Genomic DNA, 15,631 nt, shown 5'->3' with positions numbered 1-15,631 from the left:
TCAGGTTTGTTCTTTAGTTATCCATTTCCCGGTGATCGCGGGTTTATAATCTTCCATTTTATTAAGGAGCAATTCGATATCGTCTTCCACGATAAGCAGGGAAAGATTTTCTTCCTTAAGCAGACCGCGAACGGTCATCTTTTCAAATAAACGAATCAGGTCATCAAAAAATCCATTGACATTGAGCAACCCGATCGGTTTTTTATGCAAACCCAGTTGTGCCCAGGTCAGAAGTTCAAAGAACTCCTCCATTGTACCAAACCCGCCCGGAAAGGTGATGATTCCATCTGCCATTTCATTAAGCATTAGCTTTCTGTCATGCATATTTTGAGTGGTATGCAATTCTGTAATACCGGTATGGACCACTTCCTTTCTTTTGAGAAATCCGGGAATAATCCCTATTACTTTACCTTGATTTTCAAGTGCAGCATTTGCGATATTTCCCATCAACCCAAGTTTACTCCCTCCATAAACAAGCGTATACCCTTTTAAAGCCAGTGTCTTTCCCAGTTCATGACTCATTTTAATGATCTGCTGATCATTCCCTTCACTACTGCCGCAAAAAACACTTATACTTTTCATTTTATCGCTTTTAACATTCTGTATTTACCGAAAAGGTCCTTTTTAAGACTCACTTCCCTGAAGCCTGCTCCCCGAACCAGATCGCTGGTCTCTTCAGGCAGGTATTCATTGATCTCAAAATACAATGAACCTCCGTCATTTAGATTCTCATAAGCCAGAGCACTGATTTTTCTGTAGAACAACAATGGGTCTTCATCACTTACGAACAACGCCGTAGCAGGTTCATAGTTAAGTACATTGGGTTTCATATCCTTTCGTTCAAGCATTCTTACATAGGGTGGGTTAGATACAATACAATCGAAATGAACCGGATCCTTACCAAAAGCGTTTGCCAGATGTTCAATATTCAAAATATCCAGCCTTTTAAACCCAACTCCCAAATGATTGTTAATCGCATTTTCCCGGGCAGTCGCCAGGGCTTCTTCAGAAATATCAACCGCAACGACGACCGCCTTACTCATTGCATCTGATATAGAAAGAGCAATACACCCACTTCCGGTACCGATATCCAGAAATTTAACACCTGTATGTTTTTCATGATCTTTAATGATCCAGGCCACCAATTCTTCCGTCTCAGGGCGCGGAATCAGCGTTGCACCGTTCACCTTAAGAGGCAATCCACGAAAAGTAGTCTCCCCGACGATGTACTGCACCGGTTGTTGTGCATATAATTTTTCGATTGCATCTTCAAATCTGTTCAGGGCCTCTTCATCTATTTCTTTATCGAGATTCATGGTGATCTGATAGGGCTCAAGCATCAGAAAAGTTTCGCAAAGAATTTTAAACATACTTTGGGTCTCCTGTTCACCGTAGACGGGAGTCAGTCGTTGCCTGGCATAATTCCGCAATGCATTCAATTTCATTTTCAAAGGTCTTTAATTAACCAGACCGGACAAGAACTATGTCCGGTGTTCCCCATTGGGGCATCGATATACCTGAAACCGGATTTGATATATAATTTCTGAGCATGATCCATATTCGGCATGGTTTCAATATAAACCTGTTCAAATCCAAAGGCGGCTGCTTTTTCTAAACAAGTATCCATCATAGCTCTCCCGAGTCCTCTTCCCCGGGCTTCTGGCAGAAAATACATTTTTTGCAGCTCACAAATCGGGCCGTCGAAATTTTGAAGTTGTGCGATCCCGGCTCCACCAAGAATCCTTCCATCCTCCTCAAGGATGAAATACACCGCTTTATCCGCATCGTATGTTTCATACATCCGGTCCAGCGCTTTGTCGGCATAGGCTGTACCTACCTTAGGCACATCCATTTCGATCAATACCTTCCGGATCATGACCGCTACTTCCTGATTGTCACTTTGTTGAATTTCTCGTATTTTAACACTGCTCATAGCGCAATTAAAATAGTATTTTTGGATCGTGAATATACATGAATTCTATATAAAAAGGTGTATTGAAATCGCAAAAAATGGACTGGGTCACACCTACCCCAATCCAAGTGTCGGATGCGTGATCGTTCACAAGGAAACGATCATCGGAGAAGGATATACCAGTCCTCCGGGCCAAGCTCATGCCGAAGTGAATGCCATCCATTCGGTTTCCGACCCCTCATTATTGACGGAATCTACGTTGTATGTAACGCTGGAACCCTGTTCGCATTACGGTCGAACTCCTCCCTGCGCAGATCTGATCATCACCCATAAAATACCAAGAGTGGTCATCGGAACACTGGACAGCAATAAGGAAGTACTCGGAAAAGGAGTACGCAAACTGGAGGAAGCAGGAATAGAAGTCATTACCGGAATCCTGGAGCAGGAATGCCGGGAATTAAATCGCAGGTTTTTATGTTTTCATGAAAAGCAAAGGCCCTATATCATTCTGAAATGGGCTGAAAGCAATGATGGCTTTATAGCCCCACCATCGGATCCGGACAAAAAGCCAGAACCGGTCTGGCTTTCGAATTCAGGATCCAGACAACTGGTCCATAAATGGCGCAGCGAAGAAATGGGTATCCTTATAGGTACGCGAACCGCCATTCTGGATAACCCAAGATTGGATACACGAACCTGGTATGGCAATTCCCCGGTACGATTTGTCATCGACCTAAATTTAAAGATCCCTACTCGCTATCATGTGCTGGACAAAAGTGTTAGAACCATTATTATTACCCTTGCCGAAAATTGTCCGGAAAGCACAGACATGTTACAATACGAAAAAGTATTTATCGCTAACGGACTTCCGAATGAGATCTGTCGTATCGCCGTGAAATACGGTATTCAAAGTTTGATCGTAGAAGGAGGTGCTCAAACGATCAACAGCTTTATAAGTGAAGATCTCTGGGACGAAGCCAGAGTATTTACGGCACCGATCAAGCTATTCGGGGGAGTACAGGCACCCAAAATTGAAATTACCCCGATTTCCGGAATGTTTATCGAAAATGACAAAGTATCTTTATATAGAAATAAACCTGTAAACTGATTTAAGTTCGATGATTCAAAATATCATTTTCGATTTCGGCGACATCTTTATAGACCTTGATAAAGAAGCATACCTCAGGGAACTTCGTCAACTCAATACTGAACTAACACTTTCTGAAGCGTTGTTGCAAAACAACCTTCTTTATGAAAAAGGATTGATCAGCACTGAAGAATTCCTGGCTTTCTATAAACAAGAATTCAATACAGATAATGAAACTTTGATCAAAAGAATCTGGAACTCTATAATTCTTGACATTCCCGAACAGCGCCTTGAATTCTTGCAAAATCTAAAAAGTGAGAACCGATACCGTTTATTTCTGCTAAGCAACACCAATGCATTACATATAGAACAAGTGATTCATAATATTGGAACGCAAAAATACGATGTATTCAAGTCCTGTTTTGAAGGCTTCTACCTTTCGCACGAGATCAATATGAGAAAGCCCGATTCAGAAATCTACCAATTCGTATTGGAAAAGAACGGATTATCAGCCTCCGAAAGCCTTTTTATAGACGATACCGTTGAAAACACAGAAGCGGCCTCCCAATTACAGATGCCGGTCTGGAATTTAAGGCCAGGTCAGGAAGATATTACCGGTTTATTTGCTAAAGACCTACCCTGGTGATTTATTTGGTGTTCAGCATATTGATCTCCAGCTTGCTTTTTGTAATATTCAAGCTTTTCGATCGCTACAAGGTCAACACCTTCAATGCGATTGTGATCAATTATATCATCGCCTGCGTAATCGGTATCTTACTAAACCCAGCACCTGTAAATCTGAGCAGTATCGTTCAACGTCCGTGGTTCTCGGGAGCTGTATTACTCGGATTTCTATTCATCAACGTTTTTGTGGTCATGGCAAGAACCGCCCAGACCAATGGTCTGTCGGTAGCCTCCATTGCCGGCAAAATGTCATTGATCATTCCGGTGATCTTCGGAGTCTTTGCTTATCATGAAACGATGGGACCTTTAAAACTGACCGGAATCCTTTTAGCATTAGCGGCAGTCTATTTGGTTTCCGTCAAAAAAGAGGCAGCCTTAAACTTTAAACAAAACCTCACCTATCCGTTATTACTGTTTCTGGGATCAGGAATTATCGACACAGGCCTTAAATATCTCGAGAACTATTATGTGCAAAAAGAAGAATTCTCTATTTATTCGGCATCGATCTTCGGTACCGCTGCATTTATGGGTATACTAATGATCATTTATCGTAAACTAACCGGAAGATCGACACTTCGGTTAAAAGATATACTCGGGGGTATCGTATTAGGTATACCCAACTATTTCTCCATTTATTTTATTCTGATGGCCCTTCGAGAGAATGATCTCGACAGTGCCACCGTTTTCACCATCAATAATGTTGGCATTGTAATGATTACGACATTTGCCGGTATTCTTCTTTTTGGTGAACGACTCAACAAACGCAACTGGTTCGGGGTAATGATGGCGATAGTAAGTATATTTGTGATCGCATACGTAAAAAATTAGAAACAGATTTGAACGACAGCTACAAGACCATAGACGGTAACAGTGAGGAAGTACTATTCAAAGAAAAAGGGAGCAAGTTTTTCGGTTATGCCTACCATGTATCAGACGAGGAAGCGATCAGCGATATTCTGGATTCGTTACGGGCAAAACATCACAGTGCGAGACACTGGTGTTATGCATGGCAGCTCGGTGAAGAAGAATTCAGATACCGCGCTAATGATGATGGAGAACCTTCTAATTCTGCAGGTATGCCGATATATGGTCAGATTCAAAGCTTCGAACTCACCAATGTTCTGATCGTGGTGGTTCGTTATTTCGGCGGGATAAAACTCGGCGTAGGCGGATTGATCTCTGCGTATAAAACCACAGCTCAAATGGCATTGGAATCAAGCCCGATCATAGAAAAGACCATCAATCGATGTTTCAGAATACAGTTTGGTTATCCGGATATGAACAAAGTAATGCGTATCATCAAAGAGAGAAATCTAGAGATCACAGATCAGAAAATGGATCTGACCTGTGAAATGACCGTGAGTACACGAAAGGGTGATGTAGGAAAACTTTTAAATGACTTTGAACCTCACCATCAGATAATTCTGAATTCTGTGGATTGTCATTCCACTTCCTGAGTTAGTTTATCGAGAATATATTCAGGACATCGAACAGGTCTTCCGGTGTCGGTACTAATAAAAGCCAGAACCGTATTCGCTTCAACTATTTTTTGCTTCTTTTCATCTAAAATTTCATAGTTGAATTCTATACGTACACCCGGTGTTTTAACAAGGGTCACAACGACGGTAAGGAGATCGTCATAACGAGCAGGATTCAGATATTTTATCTGAAGTGAAGTTACGGGTAACATCACCCCATTCTCCTCCATCCAGCGGTATGAAACGCCTAAATCCCTTAGCCATTCAACCCTTGCTACTTCCAGATATTGCGCATAATTACCGTGATAAACCACTCCCATTTTATCGGTTTCACCGTATCGAACTCTTATGTTAATTTTGTGTGTTTTTTTCATTATCTAAGGTATTTTTCGTAGTTTATGAAAGTGTAAATTTAATGTTAAAAGACATGCGAAAAAAAAAGTAGAATTTCAACCCCGTTTTCATTTTTTTTTTCAAATAATTGTTCACATATTTGTTTAACCTTAATGCGATGGAAAATTACCATTTTCATCCTTCGTCATCCTAACTAACTAAGTAAAAATTATACGATATAATGAACTTAACTGCGGAATCAGTATGGCAGAATTGTCTCACATTCATAAAAGATAATATCCAGCCACAAGCCTATAAAACCTGGTTTGAACCGATTAAATCCGTAAAATTAACTGATAACGCATTAAGTATCCAGGTTCCCAGCAAATTTTTTTACGAATGGTTGGAAGAGCACTATGTTAAACTGCTCAAAGTTGCCCTTACCAAGGAGTTAGGTGAAAACGCAAAATTGGTCTATGTGATCCGTATGGAGAACACCTACGGAAATAAAAAACCATTCACCGAAAGTATCCCGAGTTCGAATCGCGCAAACATGCAACCACAGGAATTAGATGTTCCTGTAAAGCATAAGAATCCAGAGCTTAAAAACCCGTTTGTAATTCCAGGGATTCGTAACATTAAGATCGAATCTCAGTTAAATCCAAATTACAGTTTTGACAATTTCCTGGAAGGGGATTCAAACCGCCTTGCCCGGTCTGCTGGTTTAGCCGTAGCGAACAAGCCTGGAGGTACTTCATTTAACCCACTACTCGTTTTTGGAGGAGTTGGTCTGGGTAAAACCCACCTGGCACATGCGATCGGTGTTGAAATCAAGGATAAATATCCGGAGAAAACAGTACTTTATATTTCTGCAGAGAAATTCACACAACAATATATCGAATCTGTTAAGAAGAACACGCGAAATGACTTCATACATTTCTATCAATTAATAGATGTTCTCATTATTGATGATGTGCAGTTCTTTTCGGGTAAATCCGGAACGCAGGATGTATTCTTTCATATATTCAACCACCTTCACCAGAATGGAAAGCAAGTAATCCTTACTTCCGATAAGGCTCCGGTGGATATGCAGGATATCGAACAGCGACTTTTATCGAGATTCAAATGGGGGTTATCGGCTGAGCTTCAGTCACCTGATTTCGAGACCAGAGTATCGATCTTAAAGAACAGACTATACCGAGACGGGGTTGAAATGCCCGATGATATTGTTGAATGTGTTGCACAAAACATCAAGACCAATGTACGGGAACTTGAAGGTGCGATCATTTCTCTTATCGCCCAGTCTTCCTTTAATAAAAAAGAAGTTACGCTAGACCTGGCTAATCAGGTTGTGGAAAAGTTTGTAAAAAACACCAAACGCGAAGTCTCTATAGATTATATTCAAAAGGTTATCTCTGATTATTTCCAGATGGATGTGGAGACACTTCAGTCAAAAACGAGAAAGCGCCATATTGTACAGGCCCGTCAACTCGCGATGTTCTTTGCTAAAAAATATACCAAGGCATCATTGGCAAGTATCGGATCACAGATCGGAAAACGCGATCATGCTACCGTTCTGCATGCCTGCAAAACTGTTGATAATCTTGCAGAAACTGATAAACAATTCAGAAAATACATAGAAGACCTTACAAAAAAGTTTTCTCAATAATATGAAGAGGATTTTAATGGTTTGCCTGGGGAATATTTGCAGAAGTCCCCTCGCTGAAGGAATATTGAAATCAAAAGTAGATCCAAACGAAATCACCGTTGATTCTGCAGCTACTTCCAACTACCATATCGGGAGTACTCCGGATCCCAGATCGATCAGTACCGCCATATTGCATAATATAGATATCTCAGATCAAAGAGGTCGTCAATTCCAGGTATCGGACTTTGATCACTTTGATAAGATCTATGTCATGGACAACAGCAATTATCGCAATGTCAAAGCTCTTGCCAGGGATCGAAAGGATATCGAAAAGATTGACCTGATTCTCAATACTATCTTCCCGGGTCAGGATCGAGATGTACCCGATCCATACTACGGAGGTGAAGATGGTTTTGAAAAAGTATACAAGATGCTTGATGAGGCCTGTAGTAATATAGCCTCCGAGCTATCTTACTGAGTTCAGTCCAGACCAATATAAATCAATAAGGTATGAGTACAGCCCAGAGCCAAAAGGGAAAAATCTATATGATCCCTACCACCCTGGGAGAGACAGAACCTCTACAGGTTCTCCCCCTTTCCGTAAAACAAGCGATTGACAACATCGATTTTTACATCGTTGAAAATGAAAAGACCGCCAGAAGGTTCATCAAAAAGATCAATCCCAAAAAATCACAGCCATCTCTTAAGATCTTCCTGCTTAACAAATTCACAACTGATCAGGAACTTCCCACTTTCCTGACGCCATGCCTGAATGGATATGATGTAGGAATAATATCAGAAGCCGGATGCCCGGGAATCGCTGATCCGGGAGCAGATGTAGTGGCATTGGCACATACCAAAGGTATCGAGATCGTTCCATTGGTCGGCCCCTCCTCCATTCTATTGGCTTTAATGGCTAGTGGAATGAATGGACAAAGTTTTGCATTCAATGGTTATCTGCCTATTGAAAAAAGTGCCCGAAAGAAAAAATTAAGGGACTTCGAAAGATTATCAAGGGAATACAATCAATCTCAAATCTTTATCGAAACCCCTTATCGCAACGACAAATTACTCGCTGACCTAATCACTCAGCTACGGTCTGACACACGAATCTGTGTAGCTGTCGACATAACACTGCCAACAGAATATATTCGTACGAAAACTGCAGAGGCATGGAAAAAGGAAGAAGTCGACCTGCATAAACGCCCTTGTATCTTTATCTTTCATGCAGTAAACTAATACTCGAACCAACCATCCCAAAAAAAAAAAAAAAGCCACCCTTTCGGATGGCTTAAACTAAAATCTATTAAATTCTCTGTTAAATCTTTGCAGTTCGATTCGCCTCTACATGAGACACATCATATCCTGCAAATTTTTTCATATAATAGCGAATAGAAGTACCAAAAGCATCCTTAAAACCTACAGTTCCACCGGAACGCAGATATCTTTTAACATTACCCGCACCCGCTAAATGGGCCGCGGCAAGGATACCAGATTCAGTAACTTCAACTCCCCTTATGGTTTTACCCGAATACTGTTCGATATATTCTTTAAGTATCCATTTGTTACGTTGCAGAATACTTACAAAAGCTTTTTCCTGCAGCTCGGGATCGTTAAGAAAATCAGTTCTGTCCTGAATTCCCAACGCTCTTAACGCCGAGGAACCAAACTGATATTTCCCCATGTAACCATAATTATTGACTACAAAATAATTCCCTCTGGATTCGCTGAAAGCCAAGGCTTCCTTAAAACCATTAAAGGATTTACCAAGGAAAGGCGGATGAATCTCCACAATATCCTGGTGGCTCAATGCAACAGTGTAATCAAGGGGTTTGGTTGCACTATAATTTAACTGAACGTCTTTGATTTTTTTTGTTGAAGAAAAACCTAAACTTACGGTGGTAATTAAAATCAAAACAGCTATTAAAAAATTTAATTTTAATACGCTTTTTCTCATAAAATATGATTTCTTCAAGCAACTACACAGGGTAGTTTTGATGCCCGAAATTGTGACTGCAAAAATACGCAAATTTTTAAAAAACTAAACGACAGTTAGTTAAAGTATGTTAAATACTCTATTAACGTCTAATTCCCTGTGCGTTAATCCATTGATGATACTCCTTTGCATTCACATTGTGCTGGCTCAAAGTCTTTGCGAATTTATGATAGCCGAAATTCTTCGTATCGGCAACAAAATAGAGGTAATCGTGCTGTTCAAAATTCAGAACCGCATCGATAGAAGATATGTCTGGCATACAGATCGGCCCGGGTGGAATACCCGCATATTTGTAGGTATTATAAGGTGAATCCAATTGAAGATCTGCATTTAAAACTCGTTTTATCACCTGTTCAAAATCTCCGGATAATTTCTTTTTTGCAAAGATTACAGTAGGATCTGCCTGTAATGGCATTTTTTTTCTGATCCTATTGATATAAACACCTGCGATCCTTGGGCGTTCATCTACCTTTGCCGATTCCTTTTGTACTATAGCCGCAAGTGCGGTCACCTGTTTAGGAGTCAATCCTAATTGCATGGCCTTCCCGATACGCGTCTCATTCCAAAACTTATTGTATTCCTTATACATTCGATCACGAAACGCTTCTGCATCCGTATTCCAGAAAAACTCGTAGGTATTTGGGATATACATTCCTATAGCATTATCGCTATTCATGTTTATACTATCAAGGAACTCCTTGTCATTAAAAACCTTCAAAAGCGAAACACTATCGGCCTCGATCTGATCTGAGATCCTTCCCGCAAGTTCACCCAATGATTCCTGATTATTAAAAGAAAGCGACAGTGGAATATTTCTGCTACGTATCGAATTCACGATCTCATTATTGTTCATCCCCTTGCTAATCGGAAACCTCCCAGCCTTAATATTGCCAATATACCCTTTTCGTTGTGCTACTCTTTCAAAGCTACTCATATCCTTCAACAAGGGCTGCAATTGTGCCTTTACCGCTGAAAAGCCTGCATTCGTGGGCACTTCAATAAATACCCTGTCTTCCTCGAAAACCGTATTCGGTGCGAAGATCGCATTATAGATATTATAGACAATGATACCACCCACCACAACTCCTATCAGGGCGATGGCAACCAATATTTTCTTAATATACATCGTTTATTTTTTGATAAAACAATTCATCACAAAACTTCCCCGAGATACGGGTCCACTCCTTTTTTACTCCTATAAGTTCAAATCCTAAACTTTCGAACAACCGGATACTCGCTTTATTCGCAGCACCTATATTAGCATATAACTGATGTAACTCCAGATATCGGAAAGCGTAGTCTGAAAGCAGTTGAAGTGCTTCATGCCCTATTCCCTGATTTCGGTCGTTCTTATTCAGTACGATTATTCCAACTCCTGCCCTGCCATTCTTTGGATCAAAATCAAACAGATCCACAAAACCTAATAAACGTCCATCAGGGCTGCATATTGCGAGGCGAAGTTGTTTTACATCATAGATATCCCGATGACTGTTCTCCAAATATTCCTTTAACAGATACCTGGAATATGGAGTTACGGTTTCACTGACCTCCCAAACCGATTCATCATTCTCCAGCTTGTAAAGAAAATCCAAATCTTCAGGCTCAAGCGCCCTCAGATAACATTTATCTCCGGTCAGTCGTTTCATTTTAATAGGCTATAGTTCCGGAATATACGAGTTTAGCAGGACCTTTTAACCATACATTATTGTAGTGTCCGTTCGAGGTTTCAAATGACACACTCAGATTCCCTCCCGGGGTTTGAAGTGCAATATGGTCTCCTTTTGCAAGACCATTGCGATGCATCGCAATCGCAACTGCAGTTACACCAGTTCCACAGGAATACGTCTCATCCTCTACGCCACGCTCGTAGGTACGAACTGCAAAGGTGTCGGCATCGATCTGTTCGGTAAAATTAATATTACTGCCTTCTTCTCCGTATTTACCATAACGAAGACGTGCTCCTTCCTTTTTCACATCCAGATGCTTCAATTCATTCTGAAGCTGTACATGATGAGGCGAACCTGTATTTAAGAAGGAATATTTTTCAAATACATCGATGCTTTTCACATCCTGCATCTGTAATTCCACAACCTCTCCGGTGATTCGCGCTTTATGCAATCCATCAACCGCGATAAAGGTTGCCTCGTTTTCGATCACCCCCAATTGGCTTGCAAAGGCTACCAGACATCTTCCTCCATTTCCACACATGGTACTTTCTCTTCCATCGGCATTGTAGTAGACCATTTTGAAATCATATTCAGGATCATTCTCCAACAGAATAAGACCATCAGCACCTATGCCAAATCTACGGTCACAAAGATGATTTATGAGTTTGGTATCATTTTTGGGAAATACAGACTGACGGTTGTCAATCATGACAAAGTCATTTCCTGTTCCCTGGTATTTGTAAAAATTAATTTTCATATGCCTTGCTTGTGCCGCAAATATACGACTTTGATCGACTTCTTCCTTCATTGTTAAATTGCGGTTAAAGTATAGTTGAACAGTAAATATTCAAGTAATTTTAAATGTTAAATCCCATAAATAGTAAATTGATCATGAAAAGATTTTCAAGTTTATTATTAGTCGCAATTCTAGCGGGGGCCATAACACTGGGTGCTTATAAATTATTCTTTGAGCAAACACCACTTCAGGTGACCAGTGATCAAAAAGACACTCCATTTGTGACTGCAAATTACAATGCAAACGCACTTCGCGTGCCGGAGAACATCAATTTCACAAAAGCTGCTGAAGAAACCGTACATGCGGTTGTTCACGTCAAGAATGTCACGATCAGTAAAGGACCATCGAGCATCATGGATTATTTCTATGGCTCAGGAGGTGCTCCCCGAGCCCAGGTCGGAACCGGATCAGGTGTGATCATATCTCCTGATGGTTATATCGTGACCAACAATCATGTGATCGCAAATGCCTCCGAGTTACAGGTTACTCTCAACAACAACAAGACCTTTAAAGCGGAGCTGGTCGGTTCAGATCCTGAAACCGATATCGCTCTTATTAAGATCAATGCAGATGATCAGCTGCCTTATCTTCCGTTTGGTGATTCAAATCAAACCCGAATCGGAGAATGGGTGTTAGCTGTTGGTAACCCTTTTAATCTTACTTCTACGGTTACAGCAGGTATCATCAGTGCCAAGGCTCGTGACCTCAATGAAGGAGATCAGAACTTTCAATCGTTCATTCAAACCGACGCTGCGGTAAATCCCGGAAATAGCGGAGGAGCACTTGTAAATATCAATGGAGAACTGATCGGAATCAATACGGCCATCACTTCACAAACGGGTTCTTACGTGGGGTATTCCTTTGCAGTACCCAGTAACATTGCCAAGAAAGTGGTAGAAGATCTCATGGAATTCGGAAATGTTCAGGTGGGTAATATAGGTATACGCGGTGCCGATGTGTCTCGTGTAAATATGAAGGAGGTATCTGAATCAGAAGGCGTTTATGTCGCAGAAGTAATCGAAGATTCCGGTGCCGATATGGCCGGACTTAAAACCGGAGACATCATTAAATCTGTCGATGGCATCCGAATCAATAAGTTCTCCGATCTAACCGGGTATTTAAGAAGTAAAAGACCAGACGATAAGGTTGAATTATCGATATTGAGAAATGATGATTATATCAACGTTCCGGTAACGCTGGTTAAAGACACTTCCTATCAGATCGATGTCCTCGGACTATCCGTTAAGGAACAGACCGAATCAGATCGAAAGCGATTCAAAAATAAAGAGGGTGTTAAGATCATTGATTCAGGCCGTTTTGCGAGAACTCAAGGTATCGCCGGTAAATTGCTGGTAGGTATCAATGATGAAAATATCACAGATATCAATGATGTAAAAACAGCCATGAGTAACGCTCAACGTTCCGGGTATTTAAGCATTACATTATTGAACGAACAAGGTGAAAAAGAGCGTTTGATCTTTCACGATTAACAAAATTCCATATTCACCCCTACAGAATGGTTCCTTTATCGAGGAACCATTTTTTTTACAGAAAATTGTTGCACGAAAACGTTTGAAATATATACTTTTGCGCCAAACTCAAACATCGCATCTAAAAACACTATTATGAAGGTAGCTTCAACTTATGAAAAGGAACTGGCCTTTCAGGCAGACCGCAGAAAAGCAACGGTAGAGTTCATCAAAGTGGTAAGTGATCTGTGGTATGACAGATCAATCGAATTGGTTTTGTTCCGAAATCAACTGATCGACAAAAGCATCAGTGAGGTAATGAATCTTCACAAATACGCGGCAGAATTCGTTCAAAAGCCTATCTCGATCTTTGATTCTGTACAAATCGCTCAGGCCATAAAAGGTATGAACCTCCCTCCTGCCAAAATCGATATCGGTAAACTCACCTATGAATACCATATCGAGGATAACCGTTTTGGTGATGCAACCTCTTTTGTTATAAACAAACTTAGAGGTGCTACGAACAGTAAGGAAATAAAACCAAAGGATGTGGTTCTCTATGGCTTCGGAAGAATCGGAAGATTACTGGCCCGCGAATTGATGCTCAAAACCGGAAGTGGAAGTCAACTTCGTCTGCGTGCAATCGTTGTGAGGGGAAATGTTTCGGAAGAGATCCTTCAGAAACGAGCCTCACTATTGGAAAATGATTCTGTTCATGGGGATTTTCCGGGAACTGTATCCATCGATGTTGAAACCAACAGTCTGATCATTAACGGAACGACCGTACACATTATTTCAGCTGATAAGCCTGAAAACATTGACTATACTAAATATGGGATCAATAATGCCCTGGTCATCGATAACACAGGTGCATTCCGCAATAAAAAAGAACTGTCAAGACACCTTAAATCAAAAGGTGCAGCCAAAGTTCTATTAACCGCACCCGGAAAAGAAGTACCCAATATCGTACATGGGGTGAATCATAAAGAATATGACCCGGATAAAACGGATATATTCTCGGCAGCATCGTGTACAACCAATGCGATCACACCCATCCTTAAGGCGCTGGAAGAATCATTAGGAATCACCAAAGGTCATTTAGAAACGATACACGCCTACACCAACGATCAGAATCTTGTAGATAATATGCATGATAAATATCGCCGTGGTCGTGCAGCCGCACTAAACATGGTGATCACTGAAACCGGTGCCGGTTCAGCAGTAGCTAAAGCCTTACCTACTCTTGCAGGCAAACTAACCTCCAACGCGATTCGTGTCCCTGTTCCAAACGGCTCTCTGGTTGTTTTAAATCTGGATCTCGAAAAGCCGATCACCAAAGATGGAATCAATGCGATCATCAAAAAATATGCGCTTGAAGGAGATTTGGTCGAGCAGATCAAATATTCTCTGAATAATGAACTGGTATCTTCAGATATTGTTGGTACTTCAGCCCCATCGATCTATGACAGTAAGGCAACGATAGTATCAGAAGATGGTAAAAGTGCTGTACTTTATATTTGGTATGATAATGAATATGGTTATAGCCAACAAGTTATCAGATTGGCAAAATATATAGCAAAAGTAAGAAGATACACCTATTATTAACAGGCTTATTCGCTGAAACTTTTTTTTTATCACAAAAACAATAAGTTAGTTATACTCACGTTTCCAAGTAAAAACTTAACTTTACACCCCGGATAAAATTAAATCAGCAAATGAAGATGATGAAAAAGAACTTTATAACGACTTTTGCTTTAATGCTTTTCACCGTGATCGCTATAGCTCAGGATAAGGATGAAGAGTTATCCCTTTCCAATGGTAGCATAGACGATCAATTCGAATATGTATTACAGAAAGCAAATAATTACAGAAATTATAAGGTAGTCAAAAAAGAATGGTTAAGTCTTTTAAAGAAGAATACACTTGATTCGGTCGCTCGGATAGAAAAAGAGCTTGCTGAATCGAATTCGCTCACGATCACTCAGAAAGATGAGATCGAAAAACTTAAAAAAGACCTTGCCTCTACAAACACCAACCTGAATCAGGTTACCGAAGAAAAAGACAGTATCTCCTTTTTCGGAATCCTGATCGAAAAACCGGTTTATAAATCCATCATGTGGGGAATTATCGGTTTACTGACTCTGGTGCTTGTATTCTTTATTTACAAATTCAAAAATGCCAATGCCATTACCCAGGATGCTCGCAAGTCGTTGTCTGAACTGGAACAGGAATATGAGGAACATCGAAGAAAAGCATTAGAACGCGAACAAAAAGCGCGTCGTGCTCTTCAGGATGAGATCAATAAACAGAAAATGGCAAAAACAAAATAATCAGTGTTTTGGACTGTGACAAAAAAGCCTCCCTTTTTGGGGAGGCTTTTTTTATAGTGTTGGGACTTTCAGAGTGACGTGCACCTTCCGGTGCTTAGTGTCGATCCTGATTGCTGAAGCAATCAGTTCTCCAGTGTCGCGGTTTGTTTTGCTGACGCAAAACTCCCTTAAGTGACTTTATTGCTCGCTACGCCTCGCTTGGACCTTGAAGCTCACTACGCCTCGCTTGGA

Annotated in this window: 18 protein-coding genes; 10 read left to right on the top strand and 8 right to left on the bottom strand. The window is 40.7% G+C overall.

From position 1 onward, the window contains the following. The 3 genes from DMZ48_RS18110 to DMZ48_RS18100 are packed head-to-tail and all read right to left on the bottom strand — an operon-like array spanning position 1 to position 1,933. On the bottom strand, positions 1–582 hold the full coding sequence (locus tag DMZ48_RS18110) for an LOG family protein (protein WP_143956587.1): 582 nt from the start codon (positions 580–582) through the stop codon (positions 1–3). Then, positions 579–1,445: a peptide chain release factor N(5)-glutamine methyltransferase gene (gene prmC, locus DMZ48_RS18105; protein ID WP_143956622.1), complete on the bottom strand. Its 867-nt coding sequence runs from the start codon at positions 1,443–1,445 to the stop codon at positions 579–581. The genes DMZ48_RS18110 and prmC overlap by 4 nt, the downstream gene beginning before the upstream one ends. Before the next feature lie 2 nt (positions 1,446–1,447). Beyond that, positions 1,448–1,933, bottom strand: coding sequence for a GNAT family N-acetyltransferase (locus tag DMZ48_RS18100; RefSeq protein WP_143956586.1), 486 nt, complete (start codon positions 1,931–1,933; stop codon positions 1,448–1,450). 28 nt (positions 1,934–1,961) lie between these two features. Between DMZ48_RS18100 and ribD the strand changes: the two genes are divergently transcribed. The 4 genes from ribD to DMZ48_RS18080 are packed head-to-tail and all read left to right on the top strand — an operon-like array spanning position 1,962 to position 5,140. Continuing rightward, on the top strand, positions 1,962–3,020 hold the full coding sequence (gene ribD, locus DMZ48_RS18095) for a bifunctional diaminohydroxyphosphoribosylaminopyrimidine deaminase/5-amino-6-(5-phosphoribosylamino)uracil reductase RibD (protein ID WP_143956585.1): 1,059 nt from the start codon (positions 1,962–1,964) through the stop codon (positions 3,018–3,020). A 10-nt stretch (positions 3,021–3,030) separates the two neighbouring features. After that, positions 3,031–3,645, top strand: a complete 615-nt coding sequence (locus DMZ48_RS18090; protein WP_143956584.1) for an HAD family hydrolase — start codon at positions 3,031–3,033, stop codon at positions 3,643–3,645. 32 nt (positions 3,646–3,677) lie between these two features. Then, on the top strand, positions 3,678–4,511 hold the full coding sequence (locus DMZ48_RS18085; RefSeq protein ID WP_242009251.1) for an EamA family transporter: 834 nt from the start codon (positions 3,678–3,680) through the stop codon (positions 4,509–4,511). An 8-nt stretch (positions 4,512–4,519) separates the two neighbouring features. Continuing rightward, positions 4,520–5,140, top strand: coding sequence for an IMPACT family protein (locus tag DMZ48_RS18080; RefSeq protein ID WP_143956582.1), 621 nt, complete (start codon positions 4,520–4,522; stop codon positions 5,138–5,140). Here DMZ48_RS18080 and DMZ48_RS18075 read toward each other — a convergent pair. Continuing rightward, positions 5,125–5,535, bottom strand: coding sequence for an acyl-CoA thioesterase (locus DMZ48_RS18075; protein ID WP_143956581.1), 411 nt, complete (start codon positions 5,533–5,535; stop codon positions 5,125–5,127). The genes DMZ48_RS18080 and DMZ48_RS18075 overlap by 16 nt on opposite strands. A gap of 200 nt (positions 5,536–5,735) precedes the next feature. Between DMZ48_RS18075 and dnaA the strand changes: the two genes are divergently transcribed. Genes dnaA through DMZ48_RS18060 form a run of 3 tightly spaced genes read left to right on the top strand, consistent with a single transcriptional unit; the run spans position 5,736 to position 8,381 of the window. Beyond that, positions 5,736–7,163 carry a chromosomal replication initiator protein DnaA gene (dnaA, locus tag DMZ48_RS18070; RefSeq protein WP_143956580.1) on the top strand — a complete coding sequence of 476 codons (1,428 nt, stop codon included), beginning with the start codon at positions 5,736–5,738 and terminating at the stop codon, positions 7,161–7,163. 1 nt (position 7,164) lies between these two features. Then, the gene (locus DMZ48_RS18065) at positions 7,165–7,620 is read left to right on the top strand and encodes a low molecular weight protein-tyrosine-phosphatase (RefSeq protein ID WP_143956579.1); all 456 of its coding nucleotides are present in this window, start codon (positions 7,165–7,167) and stop codon (positions 7,618–7,620) included. Positions 7,621–7,652: 32 nt separating this feature from the next. After that, positions 7,653–8,381, top strand: a complete 729-nt coding sequence (locus DMZ48_RS18060; protein WP_143956578.1) for an SAM-dependent methyltransferase — start codon at positions 7,653–7,655, stop codon at positions 8,379–8,381. A gap of 79 nt (positions 8,382–8,460) precedes the next feature. Here the strand turns inward: DMZ48_RS18060 and DMZ48_RS18055 are convergent, their stop codons facing one another. From DMZ48_RS18055 to dapF, 4 genes are all read right to left on the bottom strand, one after another. Then, positions 8,461–9,057, bottom strand: a complete 597-nt coding sequence (locus DMZ48_RS18055; RefSeq protein ID WP_338420319.1) for a peptidoglycan-binding protein LysM — start codon at positions 9,055–9,057, stop codon at positions 8,461–8,463. Between the two features lie 163 nt (positions 9,058–9,220). Further along, positions 9,221–10,264 (bottom strand): endolytic transglycosylase MltG, encoded by a 1,044-nt coding sequence (gene mltG, locus DMZ48_RS18050; protein WP_143956577.1) that lies wholly within the window; start codon positions 10,262–10,264, stop codon positions 9,221–9,223. Then, complete coding sequence (locus tag DMZ48_RS18045; RefSeq protein WP_143956576.1) at positions 10,254–10,784, bottom strand: GNAT family N-acetyltransferase; 531 nt, start codon at positions 10,782–10,784, stop codon at positions 10,254–10,256. The genes mltG and DMZ48_RS18045 overlap by 11 nt, the downstream gene beginning before the upstream one ends. 1 nt (position 10,785) lies before the next feature. Then, entirely contained in the window at positions 10,786–11,562 is a 777-nt protein-coding gene (dapF, locus tag DMZ48_RS18040; protein ID WP_143956620.1) for a diaminopimelate epimerase, read from the bottom strand. 134 nt (positions 11,563–11,696) lie between these two features. On the opposite strand from dapF, the gene DMZ48_RS18035 reads away from it, so the two are divergent. From DMZ48_RS18035 to DMZ48_RS18025, 3 genes are all read left to right on the top strand, one after another. Then, positions 11,697–13,091 carry a trypsin-like peptidase domain-containing protein gene (locus DMZ48_RS18035; protein WP_143956575.1) on the top strand — a complete coding sequence of 465 codons (1,395 nt, stop codon included), beginning with the start codon at positions 11,697–11,699 and terminating at the stop codon, positions 13,089–13,091. Between the two features lie 135 nt (positions 13,092–13,226). Continuing rightward, entirely contained in the window at positions 13,227–14,675 is a 1,449-nt protein-coding gene (locus DMZ48_RS18030; protein WP_143956574.1) for a glyceraldehyde-3-phosphate dehydrogenase, read from the top strand. A gap of 110 nt (positions 14,676–14,785) precedes the next feature. Continuing rightward, positions 14,786–15,400: a tRNA (guanine-N1)-methyltransferase gene (locus tag DMZ48_RS18025; RefSeq protein ID WP_143956573.1), complete on the top strand. Its 615-nt coding sequence runs from the start codon at positions 14,786–14,788 to the stop codon at positions 15,398–15,400. The last annotated feature ends 231 nt before the right edge of the window (positions 15,401–15,631 follow it).

The organism is Robertkochia solimangrovi, assembly GCF_007279655.1.
GTDB lineage: Bacteria > Bacteroidota > Bacteroidia > Flavobacteriales > Flavobacteriaceae > Robertkochia > Robertkochia solimangrovi.
The sequence above is the reverse complement of the archived record's forward strand: the minus strand, read 5'-3'. Positions and strand labels throughout refer to the sequence as shown.

Bases quoted from the DNA above. Each gene is read 5' to 3' on its own strand.
- DMZ48_RS18110 (WP_143956587.1), bottom strand. From the start codon at position 582: ATGAAAAGTATAAGTGTTTTTTGCGGCAGTAGTGAAGGGAATGATCAG.
- prmC (WP_143956622.1), bottom strand. From the start codon at position 1,445: ATGAAATTGAATGCATTGCGGAATTATGCCAGGCAACGACTGACTCCC.
- DMZ48_RS18100 (WP_143956586.1), bottom strand. From the start codon at position 1,933: ATGAGCAGTGTTAAAATACGAGAAATTCAACAAAGTGACAATCAGGAA.
- DMZ48_RS18090 (WP_143956584.1), top strand. From the start codon at position 3,031: ATGATTCAAAATATCATTTTCGATTTCGGCGACATCTTTATAGACCTT.
- DMZ48_RS18075 (WP_143956581.1), bottom strand. From the start codon at position 5,535: ATGAAAAAAACACACAAAATTAACATAAGAGTTCGATACGGTGAAACC.
- dnaA (WP_143956580.1), top strand. From the start codon at position 5,736: ATGAACTTAACTGCGGAATCAGTATGGCAGAATTGTCTCACATTCATA.
- DMZ48_RS18065 (WP_143956579.1), top strand. From the start codon at position 7,165: ATGAAGAGGATTTTAATGGTTTGCCTGGGGAATATTTGCAGAAGTCCC.
- DMZ48_RS18060 (WP_143956578.1), top strand. From the start codon at position 7,653: ATGAGTACAGCCCAGAGCCAAAAGGGAAAAATCTATATGATCCCTACC.
- mltG (WP_143956577.1), bottom strand. From the start codon at position 10,264: ATGTATATTAAGAAAATATTGGTTGCCATCGCCCTGATAGGAGTTGTG.
- DMZ48_RS18045 (WP_143956576.1), bottom strand. From the start codon at position 10,784: ATGAAACGACTGACCGGAGATAAATGTTATCTGAGGGCGCTTGAGCCT.
- dapF (WP_143956620.1), bottom strand. From the start codon at position 11,562: ATGAAAATTAATTTTTACAAATACCAGGGAACAGGAAATGACTTTGTC.
- DMZ48_RS18035 (WP_143956575.1), top strand. From the start codon at position 11,697: ATGAAAAGATTTTCAAGTTTATTATTAGTCGCAATTCTAGCGGGGGCC.
- DMZ48_RS18030 (WP_143956574.1), top strand. From the start codon at position 13,227: ATGAAGGTAGCTTCAACTTATGAAAAGGAACTGGCCTTTCAGGCAGAC.
- DMZ48_RS18025 (WP_143956573.1), top strand. From the start codon at position 14,786: ATGAAGATGATGAAAAAGAACTTTATAACGACTTTTGCTTTAATGCTT.